This is a genomic window from Streptomyces sp. GL_141, assembly GCF_057834385.1.
Map to the genome: position 1 here is coordinate 1,357,079 of NZ_CM174402.1, position 22,924 is coordinate 1,380,002.

Consider the following 22,924-nt stretch of genomic DNA (forward strand, 5'->3'; position numbering starts at 1 on the left):
CGCCTCCCCCACCGGTTCCGGCGGTCCCCCGCGGAACCGGCCCCCACTCCCCGGGCCCGGTTTCCACCCTGCCACCGCGGCCCGGGGGCATTCCCCCGCAATTGACACCAGGAGCCGCAATGTTCCCCCCTCCCTCCACCAGAACCAGTCCCCGCCGCACGCGCTGCGCGGCCGCCCTCGTCACCCTCGGCGCGCTCTTCGCGTCCTCGCTCACCCTGGCCGGCGCCCCCGCCGCGGTCGCCGCGGAAACCCTGCTCTCCCAGGGCAAGCCGGCCACCGCCTCCTCCCAGGAGGGCGAGGGCTACTCCGCGGCCGCCGCGTTCGACGGGAACCTCACCGGTACCCGCTGGGCCAGCCAGTGGCGCGACGCCGAGTGGATCCAGGTCGACCTCGGCGCGAGCCGCAGCCTCAGCCGCGTCGTCCTCACCTGGGAGGGCGCGTTCGGCAAGAACTACGAGATCCAGGTCTCGGACGACGGCACGAACTGGCGCACCGCCAAGTCCGTCACCGGCAGCGACGGCGGCACCGACGAGCTCGCCCTCTCCGGCAGCGGCCGGTACGTACGGATGAACGGCCTGGTCCGCTCCGGCGGTTACGGCTACTCCCTCTGGGAGTTCCAGGTCTACGGCACCACCACGCAGGAGCCCCCGGTCCAGGGCGCCGTGCGCGTGGCCGGCTCCCAGAGCAACTGGCAGCTGACCGTGGGCGGGCAGCCGTACACCGTCAAGGGCCTGACCTGGGGCCCTTCCTTCGCCGACGCCCCGAAGTACATGCCCGACGTGAGGTCCATGGGCGTCAACACCATCCGCACCTGGGGCACGGACGCGTCGAGCAAACCCCTGCTCGACACGGCCGCGGCGAACGGCATCCGGGTGATCAACGGCTTCTGGCTGCAGCCCGGCGGCGGACCCGGCTCGGGCGGCTGCGTCAACTACGTGACGGACGCCGCGTACAAGAGCACCATGCTGACCGAGTTCGCGAAGTGGGTGGACACCTACAAGTCGCACCCGGCGACGCTCATGTGGAACGTCGGCAACGAATCCGTGCTCGGCCTGCAGAACTGCTACAGCGGCACCGAACTGGAGGCACAACGGGGCGCCTACACCACGTTCGTGAACGACGTGGCCAAGAAGATCCACACCATCGACCCGGACCACCCGGTCACCTCGACCGACGCCTGGACGGGGGCGTGGCCGTACTACAAGCGCAACGCCCCGGACCTCGACCTGTACTCGATGAACTCCTACGGCGACATCTGCGGGGTGAAGCAGGACTGGGTGGACGGCGGTTACAACAAGCCCTACATCATCACCGAGACGGGACCGGCCGGCGAGTGGGAGGTGGCGAACGACGCGAACGGCGTTCCCGATCAGAAGACCGACGTGCAGACCGCCGAGGGCTACACCACCGCCTGGAACTGCATCACCGGCCACCAGGGCGTGGCCCTGGGCGCCACGATGTTCCACTACGGCATCGAGCACGACTTCGGGGGCATCTGGTTCAACCTGCTGCCCGACGGGCTCAAGCGGCTGTCGTACTACGCGGTGAAGAAGGCGTACACCGGATCGACCGCGGGCGACAACACGCCGCCGGTCATCAGCAGCATGGTCGTCGACAAGGCCTCCAACGCCCCGGCCGGGGGCGAGTTCACCGTCCGCGCGAACATCAGCGACCCGCAGAACGACCCGCTGACGTACAAGGTCTTCCTCAGCGGAAACTACGCGAACGGCGACAAGCGCCTGGTCGAGGCGCAGTGGCGCTCGACGGGCAACGGGACCTTCGCGGTCACCGCTCCCGAGAAGCTCGGCGTCTGGAAGGTGTACATCCAGGCGGAGGACGGCCACGGCAACGCGGGCATCGAGACCAAGTCCGTCAAGGTGGTCGCCCCGCCCGTGAGCGGCACGAACGTGGCGCTGAACAAGCCGGCCACCGCCTCCTCCTTCCAGGCCGGGTACGGCGACTGCCCCTGCGCTCCGGGCAACGCGACCGACGGCAAGGCCGGTACCCGCTGGGCCAGTGACTGGAGCGACCCGCAGTGGATCCAGGTGGACCTCGGTGCTTCCACCGCGATCCGCACCCTGCAACTGGTCTGGGACCCGGCCTACGCCAAGTCCTACGAGGTGCAGCTCTCCGACGACGGCACCAACTGGCGCACGGTCCACTCCACCACCACCGGCAACGGTGACATCGACACGATCAACGTGTCGGCGACCGCCCGCCACGTGCGACTGAACCTGACGGCACGCGGCACCGCCTGGGGCTACTCGCTCTACGAGTTCGGCGTCTACAGCTGAGCACGTGACGGCGCGGCACTGAACGCGGAGTACCGGCTGCCCTGACCCGGTCGGCCCTCCGTACGGGCCCGGCCCTCCCCGTCCGAACAACGGGGAGGGCCGGGTCTTCTCCCATGGGTGAGGAGCGGATGACGTGAATGGGGTGGGGATGGGCGAGGACATGCTCGATCGACTGCTGGAGAAGCTCGATCTGGTGCAGAAGGTGCGGCTGCTGTCGGGGGCGACGACGTGGCGGACGGCGGGCGAACAGGCCGTCGGCCTGCGCGAGATGGTGACCTCCGACGGTCCCGCAGGGGTGCGGGGAGAGGCCTGGGACGAGCGGCTGACCTCCGCCCTGCTGCCCTCGGCGTCCGCGATCGGCGCGCTGTGGGACGAGGACCTGGTCGAGGAGCTGGGGGGCCTGCTCGCTTCGGAAGCGGTCCGCAAGGGCGTGGACGTCGTCCTGGCGCCGACGCTCAACCTGCATCGCACGCCCCTGGGCGGCCGGCACTTCGAGTGCTTCTCGGAGGATCCCCTGCTGACGGGCCGCACGGGCGCGGCGCTCGTCCGGGGCATCCAGGCGGCGGGGGTGGCGGCCACGGCCAAGCACTACGTGGCCAACGACTCCGAGACCGGGCGGATGCACGTGGACGTGCGCGTCTGCGAGCGGGTGCTGAGGGAGGTGTACCTGGCTCCGTTCGAGGCTGCCGTCGGGGCGGGCGTATGGCTGGTGATGGCGGGCTACAACAGCGTGAACGGCGCGACCATGACCGCCAGTCCGCTGCTCGCCGAGCCCCTCAAGGGCGACTGGGGCTTCGACGGGGTGGTCGTCTCCGACTGGGGCGCGCTGCGTTCGACCCTGGAACCGGCCCTCGCCGCACTCGACCTGGCGATGCCGGGACCGCAGGGCCCGTGGGGGGCGTCCCTCGTCCAGGCCGTGAAGGACGGCCGCGTGCCCGAGCGGGCCGTCGACGAGAAGGTGCGGCGCCTGCTGCGACTGGCCGAACGCGTGGGGGCGCTCGCACCGAGCCGGCGGCCGCGCACCCCGGCATTCGGGCCGGACGACACGCGGGCGCTGCTGCGCCGCACCGTGGCCGCCGGATCCGTGCTGCTGAGCAACCGCGAGGGGCTCCCGCTCGACCCGTCCTCGCTGGCAAAGGTCGCCGTCATCGGCGTGCACGCCGCCTCCCCCCGGGTGCAGGGCGGAGGCAGCGCGGGGGTCTTCCCCTCGCACGTGGTCACTCCGCTCGACGGGATCCGCGCCCGGCTGGACGGTCTGGCCCAGGTGGTGCACGTACCGGGTCCGGGACTGGACGTTCCCCCGGCGCCCCTCGACACCGGCTGGTGCAGCGACCCGCGGTCGGGTGAGCCCGGTGTGCTGCTGCGCCTCCTGGACGAGGCGGGCCGTGAGCTGCACGCGGAACACCGGCTGTCCGGGCGGCAGTTGGAGCCGCCCGTGGTTCCCGCCGCTCGGACGGTGGAGATCAGCGCGCTCGTACGGCCGGGGGCGACGGGGGAATGGACCTTCGGCATCGCCGGCTTCGGCCGCATGGAGCTCGTCCTCGGCGGCCGGACCGTGCTGGAGGGCGCGTTCCCCTGCACCACCGACGACCCGGCCGTCGTCCATGTGAACCCGCCCCTCCACACGGTGCGGGCGACCCTGGACACGACGGAGCCCGTTCTCCTGACGGCCCGGCGCGAGCTGGTCCCCGGCGCCGGGCGCGCCACGATCGTCGCGGCGGCGCCCCCGGATCCGCAGGCGGCGGCCGCGCTCGCCGAAGCGGTGCGGGCGGCCCGCGACGCGGACGCGGTGATCGTGGTCGTCGGCACCACCGAACACACCGAGACCGAGGGCCACGACCGTGGCGACCTCTCCCTGGGCGGCCACCAGGACGCACTGGTCCGCGCCGTCGCGGCGGTCAACCGGCGCACCATCGCCGTGGTCAACAGCGGCGGGCCCGTCGAACTGCCCTGGCGCGACGAAGTGGGCGCGGTGCTGCTCACCTGGTTCCCCGGGCAGCAGGCCGGCGCCGGGCTCGCCGACGTCCTGTTCGGGGACGCCGAGCCGGCCGGCCGCCTCCCCACCACCTGGGCGGCCGCCTTGTCCGACGCACACGTCACCCACGCGCACCCCGTCGACGGCCGGCTCGCCTACGGGGACGGCCTGCACATCGGGCACCGGGCCTGGCTCCGCACCGGCAGGCGGCCCGCCTACTGGTTCGGCCACGGTCTGGGCTACACCACCTGGGAGTACGAGGCGGTCCATGCCCCGGCGCAGGTCACGGAAGGCTCCCCGTTCACGGTCCGCGTCCGGGTGCGCAACACGGGCGACCGGCCCGGCCGCGAGGTCGTTCAGGTGTACCTCGCCCGCCCGGAATCCACCGTCGAGCGTCCGGTCCGCTGGTTCGCCGGCTACGCCGCGGTCCACGCGGAAGCCGGCGCGTCGGCGACCGCCGTCGTGGAGGTGTCGCCGCACGCGCTGCGGCACTGGTCCGAAGCCGAGGAGGCCTGGCGCACGGAGCCCGGCAGGTACCGGATCACGGTGGGCCGCTCGGCCGGCGACCTGGTGTGGAGCGGGTCACTGGAGATCAGCGGAACGACGGGATGATGTCGGCGCCGTACGCGTCGATGGTCGTTTCCCGGGCGTCGTGCATGTCGTAGAGGGCGAACTGGTCGACGCCCAGGGCCTGCAGGGCGCGGAGCTTCTCGATGTGGGCCTCGGCGGGGCCCAGCAGGCAGAAGCGGTCGACGATCTCGTCGGGGACGAAGTCGGTGGACGGGTTCCCGGCGCGGCCGGCCTCACGTCCCTCGGCCAGGTCGCGGATGACGTCGATGGCCTCGCCGAGGCGGGCCAGGGTGTTCGGCGCGCGGCCGGCGACCCGCATCGCCGAGTCCCCGCGGCCGATCCCGCACACCGTGCGGTTGCCGTACATGTCGTTGAGGGTGGCGAAGGTGGAGGCGGTGACCTCCCAGGTGCGGGTGCCCGGGTTGGTGACCATCGGACCGACGCGCATGCGCTGGGTGTTGGCGAGGATCTGGCTGTAGATGACGAACGGCTCCTGCCACAGCACGGCCGAGTCGAAGGTCCAGCCGTAGCGGAAGCCGTTGCGCTCGCCGCGCTTCATGAGGCTGATCACCTGGGAGGCGGGCGGATCGGTTTGCAGGACGAGGCCGAAGTCCATGGCTGGCTGCTCCTTGCTGCGTGCGGGCTTGCGGCTTACAGGTACTGGCAGGTGGAGCGGGGGATGAAGGCGCCGTGGCCGGCCCGGCCCGTGAACTCCCGCCGGTCGATGACGAGTTCGCCGCGCGAGAGGACCGTGTCGACGCGTCCGGTGATCCGCTTGCCCTCGTACGCCGAGTAGTCCACGTTCATGTGGTGCGTCTCGGCGGAGATGACCTGCTCGGCGTGCGGATCGTAGAGGACGATGTCGGCATCGGAACCCGGCGCGATCGTGCCCTTCTGCGGATAGAGGCCGAACATCCGGGCCGGAGTCGCGCACGCGATCTCGATCCAGCGACGCCGGCTGATGTGCCCGTCCAGGACCGCCTGGTGAAGGAGGTCCATGCGGTTCTCCACCCCCGGGAGACCGTTCGGGATCTTCGAGAAGTCTCCGCGGCCGAGCCCCTTCTGCCCCCGGAAGCAGAACGGGCAGTGGTCCGTGGAGACCACCTGGAGATCGTTCGTACGCAGCCCCCGCCACAGCGCCGCCTGGTGCTCGCGCGGTCGCAGCGGGGTCGAGCAGACGTACTTCGCGCCCTGGAAGTCCGGCTCTTCCAGGTTGTCGGTGGACAGGAAGACGTACTGCGGGCAGGTCTCGCCGAAGACCGGCAGGCCCTTGTCACGAGCTGCGGCCAGCTCCGCGACCGCCTCCTCCGCCGAGACGTGGACCACGTAGAGGAGAGCCCCGGCGACCCTCGCGAGCTGGATGGCGCGGTGGGTGGCCTCCGCCTCCAGCAGCACCTTGCGGACCTCGCCGTGGTGGCACGGGTCCGTCTCCCCGCGCGCCAGGGCCTGCTCGACGAGCACGTCGATCGCGATGCCGTTCTCGGCGTGCATCATGATCAGCCCGCCATTGCCCGCGGCCCGCTGCATGGCCCGCAGGATCTGGCCGTCGTCGCTGTAGAAGACCCCGGGGTAGGCCATGAACAGCTTGAATTAGTTGAGGCAATCTCACATGTCTATTGAAAACCCTTGAACACTCCCACAGGTGCATCGATGCCGGAGACGCGACGCCCTTCAGTCGAGGCAGGCAAGGACCTTCTCAACGACGCCGGAGCGTTGCCGTCTTCCGTCTACCCGGAACAGGATCAGCCACACCAGATACCCGGCAAGCAATGATCGAGATGTCACGCATTCATTGACACCAACGATCAGCGAGTGCAACCTTCAAGTATTACCGTGCGAACAGAGGAGTGACTTGTGGAAGATTTGGAGATAGAGCGCAAATTCCAGGTGGTGCGCGACTGGAAGATCCCGGAGGACAGCCGTCGGGCCCGCATACGGCAGGCTTACCTGTCGGCGCCGGAGGCGGACGTGGAGGTACGCATCCGTGCGGTGGACCATACGTTCCTGATGACGGTGAAGGCGCCGTCCTCCGAGTACGACGGGACGGCGAACGTCCGCTCAGAAGTGGAATTCCCGATTTCCGGCGAGGACTTCCTGCGGCTTTGGAAGCTGACCACCGACCGACTGGAAAAGGACCGCTGGTCAGTTCCACTGGGGGAGGCGGTCGACGGGCCCGAGGCCGTGGTCGACGTATATGGCGGAACGCATGAAGGGCTGCGGGTGGTCGAGGTTGAATTCGATGACCTCGAGCAGGCGCAAGCATTCCGACTGCCGCACTGGTTCGGCCCGGAGGTGACGGGCCTCAGCGAATGGGGCAACCGATACCTGAGCCGATCGCACCCCCGCCCCTGAAACATCACGAATCCAGCATGCCCCCGTGGCGGCCCCCGATATCCGGTGGGGGTCGCCACGAATGGCACCGCCTGAACGGATTTCAGGTCAAGGATGTGCGAGCGGCGGCGCGGCGGGCTGCGAAGAGAAGCATGCCCGATCCGGCCACGAACCAGACGGCACCGACGGCGAGTTCCGATACCACCAGAGAAGACTCCCAAGGGGCGCCGTTGATGCCGGCGTCCGCCCATCTCATGGCGTGGGTGAGCGGCATCGCCTCACTGACCGGCTGAAGGAAGCCGGGCAGGTCGTGCACGGGAACCAGGGTGCCGGTCAGCACCATGAGGGCCAGGTCAGCGGCGTTCGGCCCGATGAAGATGTCCTCCACCACGAGGGCCAGTGCCGAGAGGACCATGCCGAGTCCGGCCGTGGTGAACACGCCCAGTGCGAGAATCGCCGCGAACATCGGCACGTCGAGCGGGAACACGCGATAGAGGAGGCAGCAGATCACGTAGGTACACAGCCCGCCCACGAAGCCGTCGACGATGTGCGGGAGGGCGCGCTGGCAGGCGGTGCCGAGTTTGTTCTGGGGGGACGCCAGCCATGAGCCGAGGGTTCCGAACGACCTCTCGTTGCCGATGGCCAGCGCCATGCCGTAAACGACGGCACCGGCACCGGCAAGCAGGCTCGAGCCGACCAGCATCCTGCCGATGCCCGCCCCGTAGTAGGACGACAGCGAGGTGAAGGTGATGGCCATGCCGATCGGCCGGACGATCCGGGAGCTGAGGTACCCGAGCGGGTTGAGCCAGGTGAACAAGGCCCGGTAGGAGAGCAGCGCCCCACGCACAACGTCGTACGAGCTGTCCCGGAAGCGGTGCAGGGTGGAGGATCGCGTCGCCATGGACATCAGAACTCCAGAGGAAGGGCCTGGTGGCGGGCCAGGTGCTCCACCCGCCGGACGGACAGGACGACCAGGGCGGTGAACACCGCGGTGAGAGCCAGGGCGTACAGCAGTTCCATGTGGTCGCCGCCGCGTACCCACGCCATGGCATGGGACTGCGGGAGGAGTTCGGACACGGCCCGGGCCGGTCCGGGAAGCGCCGACTGCGGTACCACCAGGGCGCTGAGCGCCATGACCAGGCCGGTCAGGCCGTTGGTCATACCTGCGGAGTACGGGTAGCGCAGCACGCAGAACCCGAGCAGGCCCACCACGGCAGAAGTGCCGAGAGCCAGGATGACACCCCCGGCCAGCCAGCGGCCCCAGGCGAAGGTGTCGTCAACGCCCCACAGCAGAGCGAGAACGACGAACGTGCCGGGTATGGCCGTCAGCGACTGGACGGCGATACCGGCCAGGCGTCCCAGGACGACCGGCACCATCCCGCCCGGGCTGCCGAGGGCGGCGTATAGCGTCTTCCACCGCTTCTCCCCCATCATGCTGAAAACGACCAGCACGATGATCGAGTCCAGCATGCCGATGCCGGCCGAGCCCACGGCCAGGTCGCTGGTGGCCTCCTGCGCACCGCCGGCCGCGACAGCCATCCTGTGCACGAGGAACGCGAAGACGCAGGGCATGGCCAAGGTGGAGAAGACAGCCATCGGGCTGGAGGCGTGCAAGCGCAGCTGGTCGACGACGGCCCGCTGGAAGGTGGGCAGGAAGACCAGGCGGAGACGGACGGCGGACGTCCGGAGGGGAGTGGTGCTCATGACGCCGACACCACGTCCAGAAAGACTTCCTCCAGGGTGGGAGGGGTGACGGAGATGCTGTTCGTGGCCGAGGGGAACGACTTCAGGATCCACTCCACCGAGGCGGCACCGTCACGGACCCTCAAGGTGGCGGAGCCGTCGCCGCTCTCCTGGCTGAGGAGTCCCGGGCACTGGCCCAGCTGCTCGGGCACCACACCGTCGGTGAACTCCACACGGACGGAGTGGCCCATGCGCTCGGCGGCAGCCGCTCGCAGACCGGCAGCCGTCGACTCGGTGTGGACCCGTCCGTCCTTCATCAGCACGATGCGGTCGCTGAGCTGCTCGGCCTCCCGCATGTCGTGCGTGGTGAGGAGGATGGCGCGGCCTTCGCCGGAGAGCCGGGACACCAAGGCACGCATGGAGGCGGCCGACTGCGGGTCCAGGCCGGCGGACGGCTCATCCAGAATGATCACCGCCGGATCGTGCAGCAACGCCTTCGCGATGTGCAGCCGCTGCTTCATGCCCCGTGAGAACGACGAGACCATGTCCTTGCCCCGGTCGGCCAGGCCCACCGCCTCCAACAGCTCTTCGGCCCGGCGGTCCAGCGCCGAGCCGTGCAAGCCGTACATCAGACCGAAGAAGGTCAGGTTCTTCAGGGCCGACAGACGCGGGTAGAGGCCGTTGTCACCGCCGAGGGTGAACCCGCAGGCAAGGGAGGCGCGCCGCCGGTCGCGGACCACGTCGTGGCCATCGAGCAGCACGGTCCCGGACGTGGGGAGGAGCAGCCCGGTCAGCATCTTGACCATGGTGGTCTTGCCGGCCCCGTTGGGGCCCAGCACGGAAACGAGTTCACCGGCACGGATGGTCAGGTCGATGTCGTCCACGGCTCGGCGGACCGACCCGTCCGCCGAAGTGAAGTCCCGGCGGAGGCCTTTGACGACCAACCGGGCTGACTCCATCCCCTGGTCAGGAACGGATGCAGGGATTTCTGCCACCATGGCACGCGTACTTTCTGGAGAGCAAATGGGAGGTCTTGCCTGTCTTGTCTTCCGGCCAGCGGGACCTACGGTGTGGAGGCCAGGCCCGCAAGGTTCATGACGATCGGGGAAGCCGCCGTGGAGAAGGGGCCTGGCGCATGGGAGACCGCGCCGCCGACGGCCTCGATCGCCGCCAGGAAGTCGAGGGCCTCTCCCCCCACGGCGAAGGGAGCGAAGACCTCGCGCCGTCGCCCGTCCTCGGAGCGCACGATGCGCAGACGGAACGCCAGCCGGCCCCCGGAGCGCAGGAGTTCCACGCCCAGGCTCCGCACGTCGACGACCACGGCGTGCCCGCCGGAGCGGAGGTCCGGAACGTTGCCGCAGGGTGCGAGGCGTACGTTGTTCGCGGACGGCTTGGGGAAGTTCTCGGTGGGGTCCCATCGTGCGTGGCCGGTCAGCTGCCCGCCTTCCGGCGACGCTGCTCCTGCAAGGGTGCGCAGGCGGGTGGTGATCCGGTTCTGGACTCCGTCGCGGGTGACCAGTTCGGTACGTGAGGTGGCGGTTCCCTCGCAGTCGAAAGCGCCGACCGCCCGGCCGTCCGGTGCCCGCGGGTCGTCGATCACCGAGGTACGCAGAGGCCGGGCCTCGGACAGGGGCGTGGCCAACAGCGTGGCGGTGAGGTGCCGGAGCAGTTGGGCAGCGGCGGTAGGGGTGAAGACGACCTGGTCGCCGTCGAACGACCGGGTGCCCGGGACGTCGCTGCCCGTGGCCAGGGCCAGTTCCCGACCGAGGCCCTCAATATCAAGGGCGGCGGTGTCGTTGGCGTAACGGGTGAGGACCGTGGTGCTGCCCGTGTCCGGGCAGATCGCGGCGGCCTGCAGCTCCACGCCCCGGCGTGTACCCGTGGCACGGACGCCGGCGGACCGGGCGAAGAGCGACTCGCTGACGATCTCCGTCAGGTGCACGCTCCGCAGAACCATGGCCGGGCCGGCTGCGCATCGGATGCCGTCGATGAAACGGGACGGGTCTGCGGCGATGCTCTCCAGGTCCAGGGACCGGCCGGTCTGCTCCCAGTGCCCGGTGAAGGTCGCCGAGGGGGTGCGCGAGTCGGCGGTCGTGGCAGGGGAAGGAAGGCTGCCGGCCAGGTCCTGCAGTTCCCGACCCAGCCGGACCAGGTCCGGCACGTCGGGTGCGGCGACGTCGGGCAGGTTGAGGTAGAGCTCCCGGCCGTCGGCGGCGAGCACCAGGTATCCACCGGGGGTGCCGCCGCGCACGGCAAGGCTCTTGCGACCGGTCTCCACCTCGACCGCGAGGCTGCGCCGAGCAGTCCGTTCGAGGAAGAGCCGGAATCGTTCGCCGGGGTGGAGGCTCTGCTCCACCGCATCGGCGACGGCCAGAGCGCCGGGTATCGCGCTCTCGATCTCCCTCATCCCGCACTCCAATCCAGGGCTGCGAAACGCATGGTGGGCGAGTAGATGCCGATGCCGATCATCTGGCCCTGTTTGCCGCAGCTCACGCTGTCGCTGCCGAGGTCCGGCCCGATGCCCTCGATGCGCGCCAGGGTGTCCAGCGCGTCACCGAAGAGACTCACGTCGCGGACCGGGATTCGGTGTCCGTCGGGTGTGATGAAGGAGCAGTCGAGAGCGGAGAACGAGTACTCGCCGGTCATCAGGTTGATCATCCCGGCGCCGAGGCATCCCACGTACAGCAGGCCTTCGGGGCCGACGGCGAGGAGCGCCGCCGGGTCGTCGTCTCCGGGGCGGACGACGGTGTTGCTGGCGCGGGGTATGGCCGGATCCCGGTAACTGCGGCGGCGGCCGTTGCCAGTCGGGGTGTCACCGCTCCGGTGAACCGTGCGTACCGAGGCGAGCGGCATGCCGACTTCTCCCTCCGAGAGGAGGGTGGTGGCACGGGCCGGCGCTCCTTCGTCATCGACGGCGTACGAGCCGTAACCGTCCGGAAGGGTGGGGTCGTCCTCGACGGTCAGGGCACCGGGCAGCACTCCGGGCCGGCGCAGTCTGGTGGTGTACGGGCTGCCCAACGCGAAGTTGTCGCCTTCCAAGGCGTGTCCCACCAGCTCGTGCAGCAAACCGGCACCGGCCGACGGGCCGAACACGACAGGGGTGCGGCGTGGGCCTGTGAGTACGGCTACGGAGGACTCCAAAGCATGATCCAGAGCGACCCGGACGAGATCCGCGGTTCCCTGGCCCGCAGCGGTCTCCCCTGCCGGTCCTCGCACCACTCGTCTGTTCAGGCCCCGGTACGGACGCCCGTCGACGGTCACTGTGGCCTTGACGCGTTGGCGCAGCACCTGGTCGGCGCAGGCCGCGCGGACGCCGTCGGTGTCGGCGGTGGCGAAGACACGGGAGGTGAAGTCCTCCATGACCAGGAGCGAGTAGTCGGTTCGGGGATCGCGGACCGGCCACTTCCCGGCCGGAACAGGGGAGTACCCGAGGGAGCGTGCGCCGGTTCGCAGGGCGTCGAGGGGTGCGTCGCTCGTCGACGCGGATGCGGACGAGTCCAGCCAGGAGGCCAGCCGGCCCAGTGCCGACGGCGGGACGTGCCGATACCGCCAGCGGGTGCCCTGCCGGACCAGGCAGCCCACACCGGTGAGCGGTTCGACGCACGTGGCGAGCGTCCGTCCGTCGGATGTCTCGGAGTGGACCGCCAGACTGTGGGAGACATGGACCTGGACGTAGTCCGCGGCGCCGGCCAGTTTCGTCAGTGTCCACTCCGCGAGTTCGAGCAGACGCTGTCGGTCGGGTGCTGTCGCGTCGCGTCGGAGGCCTTCCTGACCGTTCATGCCGAGGCCCTCAGACCGCGTCGAGAGCGGAGTACGGGGTCTTGGAGACGAGGGACTTGGACTCCAGGGCGTCGAGGACGGACTCGACGCGAGCGGTGTCCATCGCGGCCAGGGAGGGAACGTGCGCGGCCAGCGACGCGATGCCGGCGGCGATCGCCTCCCGTGAACGGCCGTCGCACAGCGCCCATACGTAGGCGACAGGCTCCTTGAGGACCAGCTGGCGACGCAGCTCCCAGTGCAGCAGGATGCCGGCGTCCACAGTGAGAACGTTGTACGAGGGATTGCGCCACAAGCCGTCGGTGGCGGGAGGGGCGTCCTGCGCCCGTACCGGCCACGCGTCGACCGGCACCTCCGCCGACCCCAGCAGCTGGGCAACGGCTATCCAGGTCTGGGCGAAGAAAACCAGTGCCTCGGCCTGCTCCGTACCGCCTTCGGCCCAGCTGCCACGCTGGTACGTGGTGAACGCGTCCATCGGGAAGTTCTTCAGCCCGATCCGGCTGAGCTGCTTGTAGACCCACTTGTTGCTGAAGTACAGGTCGCCGGAGGCGGCGGCGACGGCCTTGCCGGCGTGGGCGGTCAGGCGCTGACCGGCGTACGCGGCGGTGTCGAAGTCGCCCTCGACGGCGGCGCCCAGGAAGTCCTCCAAGGCGCCGTTGATCGCGATGGCCGCGTAGTTGACGGCGGTGCGCCGGATGGCGGGGAGTGCGGTGTCCACCTGCCGGCGGAGGGCCTCGAGCGCGGGCGAGGCCACGATGATCTCGGACGTGCGAAGGCGGAAGACGAAGTCCAGGGGATCCGCGAGCTTGTGCAGGTCCGTCAGCCGGTCGCGGCGCAGCTCGAACGAGACGACGTCCTCGACGGTCTTGCGAGCGGCGGCGAGGGCGAATCGCTCGACGTCGACGCGGTGGCCATCGACGCTGTACTGCGTCGGGAAGTTCTCGTCGGCGTCGTCGGCGTCGCCCAGCACGAACAGGTCGGCATCGCTGGTCGGGTTCCCGAGGCCTGCGGTGAGGCTACCCGCCAGGTACACCGAGTCCACCGCCGGGTTCTGCTCGGCGATCACGTGGCCCAGCTTCCGGGCCGCTTCCATCTTCTCCGCCACGACCGAGCGTCCCATGTCCGAACAGATCCCTTCGTCCGCCGTGGCGGGAGCCGGTCGGCTCCCGCCACGGGTTATGTCAGATGTTGCCGATGTTGCCGATGTTGCCGATGTTGCCGATGTTGCCGATGTTGCCGATGTTGCCGATGTTGCCGACATTCTCCTCGGCAGAGTCGAACTCGACGATGTCCTCGTCGACCTCGATGACGTCCAGGTTCTCCATTGCGCACCTCCTTTGCGTGAGACAAGGCCCTCATGGGCGGCGTACGCGGACCCGGGCGGGACCGCACGGCAATCGTGCGAGATGCTACGACTACCGAGATTTGGGGGGGCCGGCCACCACGAAAACGTCAGGCATTGCAAAGGAATTTCCGTGCAATTGCCGAGCCGCATTCATCTTTCAGGCATCGACCCAAACGCGCAAGTCCACAGGCCCGTTCACCCGAATCGAGTGTGGACTAAAAAACGATATCAAACAATCAGGCCACTCGCGCCGACCACAAAAGGCCCGCCTCCGTGCCGGAATTGAACCAAAATACCGAACTCGGAACGTTCCTCTTTCCCGTTCCCGACAATTCGTCAATTGATCTGAGAGAAAAGTGGTCAGGCCGAACGCTGGATCACGGAGCCCGGCCCCCGGGCGGGGTCGATGACGACCGCGGCAACCCGGTACGCGGGATTCAGGACGGACCAGATCTCGTCCAGCAGCTCGGGGCCGTCGTGCGAGACGACCCTCGTCTCGTCAAAGGGCGAGGCCACGGAGACGGTCTGCCCGTCCGACCGGTACGTGGTCAGCAGCACCGCTTCACCGGGCTCCAGGTCCTGCACGGTGAGGGTCATGACGTTGGTGGTCAGGCGGGATCCACTGCTCGGGCGGGCGGCGCCGAGCACCGCCGTACGGCCCCCGTCACGGCTGAGCAGTGCGGTGATCCGCGAAGTGCGGATCGGCGGGTCGGGCTCGTACTCCAAGCCTCCGAGCGAGTCGGCGGGCGAGGCACCCTTGCGCAGGCGCCCGGTCACCTCGGAGACCTGCTCGCCGTTGCCGAACACCAGCCAGGCGGGGGTGGCCAGGGCGGCAGCGTAGTGGCGCAGCGGGTCGTGCTCGGTCTCCTCGGTCGGCCCCACCAGGAGCTCGTCACCGATCAGGCGCAGGGCGCGGTCCTTGGACGCGGCGCTGCGGCCGGTGAGGAAGTAGGCGCCCAGCACCGTCCCCGAGAGGGTGCGCGCGCACAGCACTCCTCGGCCCGGGTACGGGTTCGAGGACAGCAGGGTCTTCAGGTCTGTCATGGTTGTGCCTTCTCCAGGTGAGAGCCCACAGCTCGGAGCTCGTCGATCGTCAGCAGGGCCGTGAGAGTGACGCCCAGCCGGGCCAGCCTTTCGGCGGCCCCATTGTGGCGGTCCACCACCACCCAGGCGCCCACCACTTCGTGGCCCAGCTCGCGCAGGCGCAGTGTGGACCGCTCCAGGCTGGCTCCGGTCCCGGCCACGTCGTCCACCAGGGCGAAGCGGCTCGCCGGGGGAACGGCGGTGCTCAGCACGCCGACCACGCCGTGCTCCTTGGGTTCCTGACGGAGCGTCCGGGCGGGCAGCCGCCGCCCTCGGTCGAGCGCCGCCAACGAGACGGCCAGCGCCAGACCGCTGCCGGCCACGGCCTCGCCTCCGACGTGGTCCGCCCGCGCGGGGATCAGGTCTGCGAGGACGCCGGCAGCCATGGCGAGGGCGGTGGGATCACCGAGGATCCGATGCCCGTCGAGGTAGTCGCGGAGCAGTGTTCCGTCGCCGCGCCGGGCCTCGATGAACGGGTTGACGTCCCGCAGCGCCCTGGCGAGCGCGCCGGTCCGTCGACTCACCGTGCGGCCTTCGCGGTGAACGCCTCGTCCACCCATCGGCAGACCGTGTCCGCGGTCCCCTCGATCCCGGTCACCGAGGTGTCGATGCCTCGCAGGTAGCCGGCTTCCTCGAGACGCCGGAAGCCGGCGTACACCCGGCCCATGTGGTCCAGATCGATGGGGCGTTCCGCTTCCTCGGGGCGGGACCTGATCCGTTCGACGGCAGTCTCCAGAGGGCAGTGGACGAGGACCGACAGGTCGGGTTGGGGAACGTGGGCGGCGGCGTCGACGAACCAGGACTCGAACTCGTGGCCCCGGGCCAGCATGTTGGCCATCGTGGTGTACAGGTAGCGGTCGCAGATCACCACGCCGCCAGCCATCAGGTGAGGGATCATCAGGGCGTGGGCGTGGTACAGCCGGTCGCCGAGCGTCAGCAGGTAGAGCGCGCGATAGAGCTCCTGCTGTGCGCCGCCGATCTCGGAGAAGCCGCGGAAGACCTCGTGCGCGCGGGCGCTCCGGGTCGGCTGGAAGGTGTCCAGGACGTCGTGACCGGCTGCCCGCAGCCGCTCGCCGGCCTGCCTGATCAGGGTCGTCTTGCCAGCTCCGTCGGTGCCCTCCACGACAAGGAGGAAGCCGGGCGTGGTCAGCGGCGTGAGCGCGGGAAGGTTCAGGCGGTCGGCGGCCTCGGCCGCCGTCGCGATGGGGGTCGGCATGGCTCAGGCGATCCCTTCGACCACGTGCACCTCGCCGGGTGCCACCTTGATCGTCATCAGCGAGTGGACGGGTACCCCGAGGTCCCGCTCGAGCAGTTCGCGGCCACCGTTGTCGGCCTTCTCGACCACCACGGCCACGGAGGCGATCTCCGCACCGAGGTCCCGTACGGCCTCGATCAGCGCCGCGACGGTGCCACCGGTGGAGAGGGTGTCGTCGATGACGCAGACCCGGTCCCCGGGCTCGATCCCGTTGACGTTCAGGGTGCTGCGGTCGTACTCGCTGGAGAAGGCGACCTTCCTGCTCGGGAAGTCGTACGGGTAGTGCCTGGCCATGGCCAGAGGCAGCCCGGTCATCAGGGAGAAGGCGGTGCCGATCGGGGCACCCTTCTCCTCCTCCACCAGAACCTTGGTGACGTCGGTCAAGTCCACGCGGGTTCTCAGGTGCGACGTCACGTACCACAGCAACTCAGGCCTCAGGGCCGGGAGTTGGTCGCACAGTTCGTTGACCGTCGTCAGATAGGAACCGGTGTCCAGAATGTCTGCCCCGAGATACACATCTCTCAACATGAGGGGCCCCCCTTCTCAAAGTACTGTCGGATGGCATGAAGATCGGGCTTGCCCGAGGCCGTACGCGGTGTGGCTGGCACGATGTGCCAGCGGCGCGGAACCATGAAGGAGCTCAGCCTGCGCCGCAGGTGGTCGGCGAGGTCACCGGGTCGCAGGTCGCCCGCGTTCCCTTCGACGAGCGCGGCGACGACCTCGCCGCGCGTCGCGTCCGCGAGACCGATGACCACGGCGTCCTGGACGTTCGGGTGCTCCAGCAGTGCGGCTTCCACCGTTTGCGGGGCGACCTTGGAGCCCGCAACGTTGATCAGCGTCTTGGCCCGGCCGGTGAGGTGGAGGAGCCCGGCGGCGTCGAGGTAACCGAGGTCTCCGGTGTCCACCGCCCCTGGGCCCCCCGGGACCGGCACGAGCCGCCCGGCTTCACCGACGTAGAAAGAGGGGGTGCCGCGCCGGGTGACGAGGATCCTGCCGACCTGCCCGGGGGCCAACCCCTGCCCGCGTTCGTCCACGACGGTGATCCGCACCCCGGGCAGGGGGCTACCGACCGAGGCGGGCGCCTCCCGGGCGTGCGTACGGTTGACGGTCGCGATCCCGCCTTCGGAGAGACCGTACTCCTGCACCAGCGGCACCCCGACCGTCTCCAGCCAGTCGGCGGCGAGGTCCGCGTGCAGCGGGGCTCCGCCGGTCATGGGCATCCGGACGCCGCTCAGCGCACCGGCCCGCACCCGGGGGGAGCGCAGCAGCGACCTGAAGACGAACGGCGTGCCGCACAGCACGGCCGGCACGTACCGCTCGGCGAGCTCCGTGGTCGTCGCGGGGTCGAAGGACGGCACCACCACGGTGGGCGCACCCACCGTGAGCGCGGCCAGGAAGAGACCGGACGCGAAACTGTGAGCGACCGGGGTGCCGCACAACAGCGTGCTTTCAGGGGTGAGTTCCAGACCGGCGGCGACGGACTCCGCCTCGTCGAGGAGGTTCTCCTCGCTTCGCGGTACGCCCATGGCCGTGCCTGTCGTGCCGGAGGTCAGGTGCACCAGCGAGGCCTCCCGCCACCAGGCGTGCGGCGAACGGATCTCACCCGGCAGCGGCTCGCTCACCTCGCCGATCAGTGCTGTGGCGGAGAAGGCGTCGGCCTGCCGGGCGACCGAGAGCCGAGGCATGGCGGGCGGGAAGCAGACCACGGTGACACCCTGGGCGCGGAGTGCCAGGGCGTCGATGAGCCAGCCGGTGTCGCCCGGACGGTGCAGCGCGGCGACAGCGGGAGCCGACCCGCTCCCTTCCGGCAGCTCCAGCGCCCGTCGCCGCACGGCCGCCGCGAGCTGACCCCAGGTCAGCTCGACGGACGGATCGGCGATGGCGAGCTGATCGGGCCGCCGCAGCGCGTGCTCCGTCAGCAGGGAGATGAAAGGATCAGACACGATCGGTCCGCTGGTAGCGCACGACGGCCGAGGGGGCGGCCTCGGCCGTGGTGACGACGGTCAGTGAAGTGAGGGGGCCGCCCGCGAGGCGGTTCAGGGCGTGAAGATGCCCGTCGAGGGGAGACGCCGCTCCGGGTTCCGAGTGGATCAGACGGTGGGGAGACGTCAGTCCCGGCAGGAGTTCCGACAGGGTGTCCTCGTCCAGTCCCGCCGCGTCCAGCCAGATCTCGTCGGCGGGCTCGTTCCCGTCCACCTCGGCGATCGCGGCGAGCAGCGCGGCAGCGGATCCCGCCCGGGACGTCGGGGCGACCCGGCGGACGGCCGCGAGTTCCACGGTGCTTCCCGCCTCGGCGGCCTCGGGGGTGCCCAGGAGCAGGGCCGTGGCCGCAGCAGGGACCCCGGGGTCCGTCTCGTATCGCCAAAGGCGGTTCTCCGGTGCGTCGTAACCGGCCGCGAAGACGGCCTGCTCTCGGCCGGCGGCCACTGCGTCGGCCGCCGAGAGCAGCGCCTCCACCCCTCCCGTCGCGCCGAGGAAAGCCTCCACCCGGCCCGTGATCCCGAAGGCGGAGGAGCACTGAGAGGCCGGCACGTTGAACGTTGACCTGGCAAAGTCCAGCGGGTCCACAGACCGGCCGCCTCGCCCCCGAATCGCAGCCTGCATCCGGGCATGGTTGGCCTGACTGCCGAAGGCCGTGCCGGTCAGCAGGCCACCGCGCCGCGCCGCCTCCGCGGCCATGGGCCCGGACGCACCCAGCAGGGCGCCGATGGCGGACCCAAGTAGCTCGGTCACGCGGTCCGGCGCGGGGGTCCGGGCGAAGGCCGGGGACTGCGGTTCGCCGAGGTCCCGCGCCGCATCGGACGTCCGGTCGTCAAAGGCGGACACCTGCACCAGCTGCTCCGGTTGCGCCTGGGCAGCCAGGTGCACCAGGACTCTCCTCCGTGGTGGGCGGGCAGCGGTACGGAACTCGCCCGGACGATCGAGCACGACGGTGCAGTTGACGCCTCCGAAGCCGGACGCGTGAACCAGGGCCGGAGCCTGCGGACCGGACGGGCCTCTGCCGTCGGCCGGCGTCAGCGCTTCGAAAGCCGGATCCGGCTCGTCGACACCCAGGACCGGTGGGAGCCGAGTGGTCCGCATGGCATCGATCGCCGCGATCGCGGAAAACAGCCCGGCGGCACCCTCGGTGTGACCGCAGCTGCTCTTGGTGGCCGTCACGGCCATCCGGCCGCCGGACGGGCGCAGCACCTCGGCCACAGCTGAGGCCTCGGCGGCGTCACTGGCCACCGATGCCGTCCCGTGCGCGTGGTACACCTGGATCTCTTCCGGGCCGCGGCACGCATCCGCGAGGGCGTTGCGCAGCGATCGGGCAATGCCCTCGGCGCTGGGGGTGGTGATGTGGGCTGCGTCGCTGCTGGCTCCCCAGCCGGCGAGGACTGCGAGGACCTCGGCACCGCGGGACCGCGCGTGGGCGGCGTCCTCGAGTATCAGGAACGCTGCTCCCTCGGCCAGCACGAAGCCGGACCGGTCCTTCGCGAAGGGGCGGGTGACGGTCGGGCTGAGCAGCCGCATCGAGTGAAAGCCCGCGAAGACGACCTCGGTCAGCACATCGACCGCTCCCACCGCCATCACGGGGGTCTCACCGCCGCGGATTCGCTCGGCGGCCCATGCGAGCGCTCCTGTGGCGGAAGCGCAGGCGGAGGAGATCGTGACGTGCGGCCCGTCGAGCTGCCACTGCTCGGCCAACCAGAGCGCCGGCCCCTCCTTGCGGAGGACCGTTGAGTCCGTGTTCGCGGCGAGGGCAGGTCCAGCGGGGTCCAGCGTCTCGTCGGGCAGGTGCCACCCGGCGCTGGTCGAGGCCATGGCCAGGCCGACGCCCGGCACGGCGCCGGCGGTCAGTCCCGCCTGGGCGAAGGCCTCGGCGAGGGCCCGCTCGGCCCACTCGGCGGGAAGGTTGCGGCTGCGGTCCGTCAGACCGGCGGCTCCCGCGTGGTAGACACCGGAGTTCCTGTAGCCCGCGGGCTCGAAGGTCCGGGGCGGTTCGCTGGGCCGGCCGGTGCGCAGGCCCGCGGTGAAGGCGGCGACGCTCTCCCCGAAAGGCGATACGCAGCCGAGGCCGCTGACCACGATCTCAGGCACGGTCAAGTTCGACGCCCCCCTGCAGCCGCTCGATCAGGAGCATGAGGTCCGCTACCGTCTGCACGCCGTTCAGGTCCCCGTCGTCGATCTGCAGATCGAAGAGGTTCTCGACGTCGACGGCGAGCGACAGCCGCTCCAGGGAGTCGAACCCCAGGTCGGTCAGGCGGTCGGATGCCTGGATGTCACGCCCCGCAAGTTCCTCGCTGCGCTTGCGCAGGACCTCGCAGAGCGAAGCAAAGACTGAAGGGTTCATGACAGTGACTCCAAAGGCTAGAGGTGGGAATGTCGCCAACGGCTCGGTCGAAGACAGGGCCGGCCCTCACGGAGAGCAGGCCTACCTTCAACTGGCGGGCGGATCAGAACCGTCGGGAAGGTTCCGACCGATACGAGGAGGGTCCGGCCAATCGACCGACGGAACCGGCATGACCTAAGGCTCTCGAACGGGACTCGCCGTCACCGTTGTCGACGATGCGATGCGCCGACCTGGTCGACATCGAGCCCTCGCGTCGACGGCCGGCACCGCCCTCCGTACGACTCGACACGTCAAACACGGGGGCGTGAAGCGGCACAGACGGACCGAAAGCGGCCCTCGGCCACCGACCGACCCACCTCACGATCGCGAGAACCCCCGAAAGCCGGCCACTGCACGAGAACTTCACCCCTGAACGATCGATCGATGGAACTTCAGCCGTCTCATCGCGGCCCCCCGAGGAGAGGCCGGCGCCCATGGCGAGCACTCGCCGGCACGCTCACACCCCTCCACCCCGACCGAACACCTCCGTAGATTCCTCCAAAGAGGGGGGGTGGTCGATCTTGGCGATTCAGATAGTTGCACAGCCATTGGGAAGCCGCCAGGTGTTTACCCCCAGGTCAGAGCGGTGATCTGGATCACGCAGCTCGCCTGGAACCTTGGCCCCCCTTGGCCGGACCTCGACTCACACCGACTCCCGACATCACCTCAACTCGGCAGGACCCGGTGGTTCCAGGGGAAAGCGCGTCGAGCTCCACCAAAGGACTTCAGAGTGCCCACCGATCAGGCGGTGAGGGAGGGCAGGGGCCTGCGAGCCCTTCGCGCGGTGGCGCAAGAACCCTGCATCTCAACCCTGTTGCACAGAAGCCTTGTTGGCCACCAGACCCTGTCGCAATGGACCTCGCACACCCTCGGCGTGGGCGACGATGTCGACCGTCAGCCGCGAAGGGTGGCCGGCGGTACCGACTGCGGCCCTCGATGCGGATGAGCATCTCGCTCGTGCACCCACTCGAGCACACGACGTGCTTGAAACTCGCCCCGGGCTTCCGGACCGCGATCGATCCTGCGACGACGAACAGGACCACTCGAGCGAGGCCGACGGCATGGTATGAACATCCAAAGTGCGACTGTGCCGTCTCCGTGCGCTCGGCCCACTCCCGCTGTCTCCTCCACGGCCTCTACCGTGCGGGTCCTCGCCGATCCGCGATCGGCGAGGACGATGCGAAAGAGGCCGTTCGCGGGTCAGGAGGTGAGAGCGGGGATGATGTCGGAGCCGTACGCGTCGATGGTCGTTTCCCGGGCGTCGTGCATGTCGTAGAGGGCGAACTGGTCGACGCCCAGGGCCTGCAGGGCGCGGAGCTTCTCGATGTGGGCCTCGGCGGGGCCCAGCAGGCAGAAGCGGTCGACGATCTCGTCGGGGACGAAGTCGGTGGACGGGTTCCCGGCGCGGCCGTGGTGGCTGTAGTCGTAGCCCTGGCGGGACTTGACGTACTCGGTCAGCTCGTCCGGGACCATCGAGGAGTGCTCGCCGTAGCGGGAGACCAGGTCGGCGACGTGGTTGCCGACCATCCCGCCGAACCAGCGGCACTGGTCCCGGGCGTGCGCCAGGGCCTGCGCCGAGTCGTCGGCCGTGACGTACGCCGGGGCCGCCACGCAGATGGTGATCGAGGCGGGGTCCCGGCCGGCCTCCGCGGCAGCCTGGCGGACCGCCTTGATCATCCACTCGGTGAGGTAGAGGTCGGCGAGCTGCAGGATGAACCCGTCGGCCTTCTGGCCGGCGAGTGCGAGGGCCTTGGGCCCGTACGCCGCCATCCACACCGGGAGCTTCCCGTCAGTGATCCAGGGGATCCGGATGGCGTTGCCGTCGACCGCGGCCTCACGTCCCTCGGCGAGGTCGCGGATGACGTCGATGGCCTCGCCGAGGCGGGCCAGGGTGTTCGGCGCGCGGCCGGCGACCCGCATCGCCGAGTCCCCGCGGCCGATCCCGCACACCGTGCGGTTGCCGTACATGTCGTTGAGGGTGGCGAAGGTCGAGGCGGTCACCTCCCACGTGCGCGTACCAGGATTGGTGACCATCGGACCGACGTGCATCCGCTGGGTATTGGCGAGGATCTGGCTGTAGATGACGAACGGCTCCTGCCACAGCACCGCGGAGTCGAAGGTCCAGCCGTAGCGGAAGCCGTTGCGCTCCGCGCGCTTCATAAGGCTCACGACCTGAGAGGCCGGCGGGTCGGTTTGCAGGACGAGGCCGAAGTCCATGCATGGCTCCTTGCTGCTGCTG

The 22,924-nt window shown here is 69.8% G+C and carries 19 protein-coding genes and 1 pseudogene; 3 read left to right on the plus strand and 17 right to left on the minus strand.

What is annotated here, in order from left to right; translation table 11 throughout:
• The first annotated feature begins 119 nt into the window (after window positions 1–119).
• Both AC3IX6_RS05910 and AC3IX6_RS05915 read left to right on the plus strand, forming a co-directional pair.
• A complete protein-coding gene (locus tag AC3IX6_RS05910; RefSeq protein ID WP_489369183.1) occupies window positions 120–2,294 on the plus strand; it encodes a discoidin domain-containing protein in 2,175 nt (724 codons plus the stop codon).
• 148 nt (window positions 2,295–2,442) lie between these two features.
• Window positions 2,443–4,881 (plus strand): glycoside hydrolase family 3 C-terminal domain-containing protein, encoded by a 2,439-nt coding sequence (locus AC3IX6_RS05915; RefSeq protein WP_489371350.1) that lies wholly within the window; start codon window positions 2,443–2,445, stop codon window positions 4,879–4,881.
• Here the strand turns inward: AC3IX6_RS05915 and AC3IX6_RS05920 are convergent.
• Window positions 4,862–5,455 (minus strand): LLM class flavin-dependent oxidoreductase, encoded by a 594-nt coding sequence (locus AC3IX6_RS05920; protein WP_489369184.1) that lies wholly within the window; start codon window positions 5,453–5,455, stop codon window positions 4,862–4,864. The two genes, AC3IX6_RS05915 and AC3IX6_RS05920, sit on opposite strands and share 20 nt — an antisense overlap.
• A gap of 35 nt (window positions 5,456–5,490) precedes the next feature.
• Window positions 5,491–6,429 (minus strand): annotated as a pseudogene (locus AC3IX6_RS05925) (amidohydrolase family protein); the annotation flags it as partial.
• Between the two features lie 264 nt (window positions 6,430–6,693).
• On the opposite strand from AC3IX6_RS05925, the gene AC3IX6_RS05930 reads away from it, so the two are divergent.
• Window positions 6,694–7,191 (plus strand): CYTH domain-containing protein, encoded by a 498-nt coding sequence (locus AC3IX6_RS05930; RefSeq protein WP_489369185.1) that lies wholly within the window; start codon window positions 6,694–6,696, stop codon window positions 7,189–7,191.
• Window positions 7,192–7,273: 82 nt separating this feature from the next.
• Here the strand turns inward: AC3IX6_RS05930 and AC3IX6_RS05935 are convergent, their stop codons facing one another.
• The 15 genes from AC3IX6_RS05935 to AC3IX6_RS06005 all read right to left on the minus strand — a co-directional run bounded on the left by AC3IX6_RS05935 (window position 7,274) and on the right by AC3IX6_RS06005 (window position 22,902).
• Window positions 7,274–8,077 carry an ABC transporter permease gene (locus AC3IX6_RS05935; protein ID WP_489369186.1) on the minus strand — a complete coding sequence of 268 codons (804 nt, stop codon included), beginning with the start codon at window positions 8,075–8,077 and terminating at the stop codon, window positions 7,274–7,276.
• On the minus strand, window positions 8,077–8,874 hold the full coding sequence (locus AC3IX6_RS05940; protein WP_489369187.1) for a hypothetical protein: 798 nt from the start codon (window positions 8,872–8,874) through the stop codon (window positions 8,077–8,079). The genes AC3IX6_RS05935 and AC3IX6_RS05940 overlap by 1 nt, the downstream gene beginning before the upstream one ends.
• Window positions 8,871–9,797, minus strand: coding sequence for an ABC transporter ATP-binding protein (locus tag AC3IX6_RS05945; protein WP_489369188.1), 927 nt, complete (start codon window positions 9,795–9,797; stop codon window positions 8,871–8,873). Before AC3IX6_RS05945 ends, AC3IX6_RS05940 begins: the two co-directional genes overlap by 4 nt.
• A gap of 119 nt (window positions 9,798–9,916) precedes the next feature.
• Entirely contained in the window at window positions 9,917–11,260 is a 1,344-nt protein-coding gene (locus tag AC3IX6_RS05950) for a metallopeptidase TldD-related protein (RefSeq protein ID WP_489369189.1), read from the minus strand.
• Entirely contained in the window at window positions 11,257–12,633 is a 1,377-nt protein-coding gene (locus tag AC3IX6_RS05955) for a TldD/PmbA family protein (protein WP_489369190.1), read from the minus strand. Before AC3IX6_RS05955 ends, AC3IX6_RS05950 begins: the two co-directional genes overlap by 4 nt.
• A gap of 10 nt (window positions 12,634–12,643) precedes the next feature.
• The gene (locus tag AC3IX6_RS05960; RefSeq protein ID WP_489369191.1) at window positions 12,644–13,750 is read right to left on the minus strand and encodes a nucleotidyltransferase domain-containing protein; all 1,107 of its coding nucleotides are present in this window, start codon (window positions 13,748–13,750) and stop codon (window positions 12,644–12,646) included.
• A gap of 61 nt (window positions 13,751–13,811) precedes the next feature.
• Window positions 13,812–13,955, minus strand: a complete 144-nt coding sequence (locus tag AC3IX6_RS05965; RefSeq protein ID WP_489369192.1) for a hypothetical protein — start codon at window positions 13,953–13,955, stop codon at window positions 13,812–13,814.
• 380 nt (window positions 13,956–14,335) lie between these two features.
• Window positions 14,336–15,019 carry an IMP cyclohydrolase gene (locus AC3IX6_RS05970; protein ID WP_489369193.1) on the minus strand — a complete coding sequence of 228 codons (684 nt, stop codon included), beginning with the start codon at window positions 15,017–15,019 and terminating at the stop codon, window positions 14,336–14,338.
• On the minus strand, window positions 15,016–15,582 hold the full coding sequence (locus AC3IX6_RS05975) for an orotate phosphoribosyltransferase (protein ID WP_489369194.1): 567 nt from the start codon (window positions 15,580–15,582) through the stop codon (window positions 15,016–15,018). Before AC3IX6_RS05975 ends, AC3IX6_RS05970 begins: the two co-directional genes overlap by 4 nt.
• The gene (locus tag AC3IX6_RS05980) at window positions 15,579–16,274 is read right to left on the minus strand and encodes a dTMP kinase (RefSeq protein ID WP_489369195.1); all 696 of its coding nucleotides are present in this window, start codon (window positions 16,272–16,274) and stop codon (window positions 15,579–15,581) included. Before AC3IX6_RS05980 ends, AC3IX6_RS05975 begins: the two co-directional genes overlap by 4 nt.
• Window positions 16,275–16,277: 3 nt before the next feature.
• On the minus strand, window positions 16,278–16,841 hold the full coding sequence (locus AC3IX6_RS05985; protein ID WP_489369196.1) for a phosphoribosyltransferase family protein: 564 nt from the start codon (window positions 16,839–16,841) through the stop codon (window positions 16,278–16,280).
• Window positions 16,835–18,256 (minus strand): class I adenylate-forming enzyme family protein, encoded by a 1,422-nt coding sequence (locus AC3IX6_RS05990; protein ID WP_489369197.1) that lies wholly within the window; start codon window positions 18,254–18,256, stop codon window positions 16,835–16,837. The genes AC3IX6_RS05985 and AC3IX6_RS05990 overlap by 7 nt, the downstream gene beginning before the upstream one ends.
• Window positions 18,249–20,393, minus strand: a complete 2,145-nt coding sequence (locus tag AC3IX6_RS05995; protein ID WP_489369198.1) for a beta-ketoacyl synthase N-terminal-like domain-containing protein — start codon at window positions 20,391–20,393, stop codon at window positions 18,249–18,251. The genes AC3IX6_RS05990 and AC3IX6_RS05995 overlap by 8 nt, the downstream gene beginning before the upstream one ends.
• The gene (locus AC3IX6_RS06000) at window positions 20,386–20,646 is read right to left on the minus strand and encodes an acyl carrier protein (RefSeq protein WP_489369199.1); all 261 of its coding nucleotides are present in this window, start codon (window positions 20,644–20,646) and stop codon (window positions 20,386–20,388) included. The genes AC3IX6_RS05995 and AC3IX6_RS06000 overlap by 8 nt, the downstream gene beginning before the upstream one ends.
• 1,239 nt (window positions 20,647–21,885) lie before the next feature.
• Window positions 21,886–22,902, minus strand: a complete 1,017-nt coding sequence (locus AC3IX6_RS06005; protein ID WP_489369200.1) for a TIGR03842 family LLM class F420-dependent oxidoreductase — start codon at window positions 22,900–22,902, stop codon at window positions 21,886–21,888.
• Window positions 22,903–22,924 lie beyond the last annotated feature (22 nt).

Excerpts from the sequence above, each read along its gene's own strand:
- AC3IX6_RS05910 (WP_489369183.1), top strand. The coding sequence starts at position 120 with ATGTTCCCCCCTCCCTCCACCAGAACCAGTCCCCGCCGCACGCGCTGC.
- AC3IX6_RS05915 (WP_489371350.1), top strand. The coding sequence starts at position 2,443 with ATGGGCGAGGACATGCTCGATCGACTGCTGGAGAAGCTCGATCTGGTG.
- AC3IX6_RS05920 (WP_489369184.1), bottom strand. The coding sequence starts at position 5,455 with ATGGACTTCGGCCTCGTCCTGCAAACCGATCCGCCCGCCTCCCAGGTG.
- AC3IX6_RS05935 (WP_489369186.1), bottom strand. The coding sequence starts at position 8,077 with ATGTCCATGGCGACGCGATCCTCCACCCTGCACCGCTTCCGGGACAGC.
- AC3IX6_RS05940 (WP_489369187.1), bottom strand. The coding sequence starts at position 8,874 with ATGAGCACCACTCCCCTCCGGACGTCCGCCGTCCGTCTCCGCCTGGTC.
- AC3IX6_RS05950 (WP_489369189.1), bottom strand. The coding sequence starts at position 11,260 with ATGAGGGAGATCGAGAGCGCGATACCCGGCGCTCTGGCCGTCGCCGAT.
- AC3IX6_RS05955 (WP_489369190.1), bottom strand. The coding sequence starts at position 12,633 with ATGAACGGTCAGGAAGGCCTCCGACGCGACGCGACAGCACCCGACCGA.
- AC3IX6_RS05960 (WP_489369191.1), bottom strand. The coding sequence starts at position 13,750 with ATGGGACGCTCGGTCGTGGCGGAGAAGATGGAAGCGGCCCGGAAGCTG.
- AC3IX6_RS05965 (WP_489369192.1), bottom strand. The coding sequence starts at position 13,955 with ATGGAGAACCTGGACGTCATCGAGGTCGACGAGGACATCGTCGAGTTC.
- AC3IX6_RS05970 (WP_489369193.1), bottom strand. The coding sequence starts at position 15,019 with ATGACAGACCTGAAGACCCTGCTGTCCTCGAACCCGTACCCGGGCCGA.
- AC3IX6_RS05980 (WP_489369195.1), bottom strand. The coding sequence starts at position 16,274 with ATGCCGACCCCCATCGCGACGGCGGCCGAGGCCGCCGACCGCCTGAAC.
- AC3IX6_RS05985 (WP_489369196.1), bottom strand. The coding sequence starts at position 16,841 with ATGTTGAGAGATGTGTATCTCGGGGCAGACATTCTGGACACCGGTTCC.
- AC3IX6_RS06000 (WP_489369199.1), bottom strand. The coding sequence starts at position 20,646 with ATGAACCCTTCAGTCTTTGCTTCGCTCTGCGAGGTCCTGCGCAAGCGC.
- AC3IX6_RS06005 (WP_489369200.1), bottom strand. The coding sequence starts at position 22,902 with ATGGACTTCGGCCTCGTCCTGCAAACCGACCCGCCGGCCTCTCAGGTC.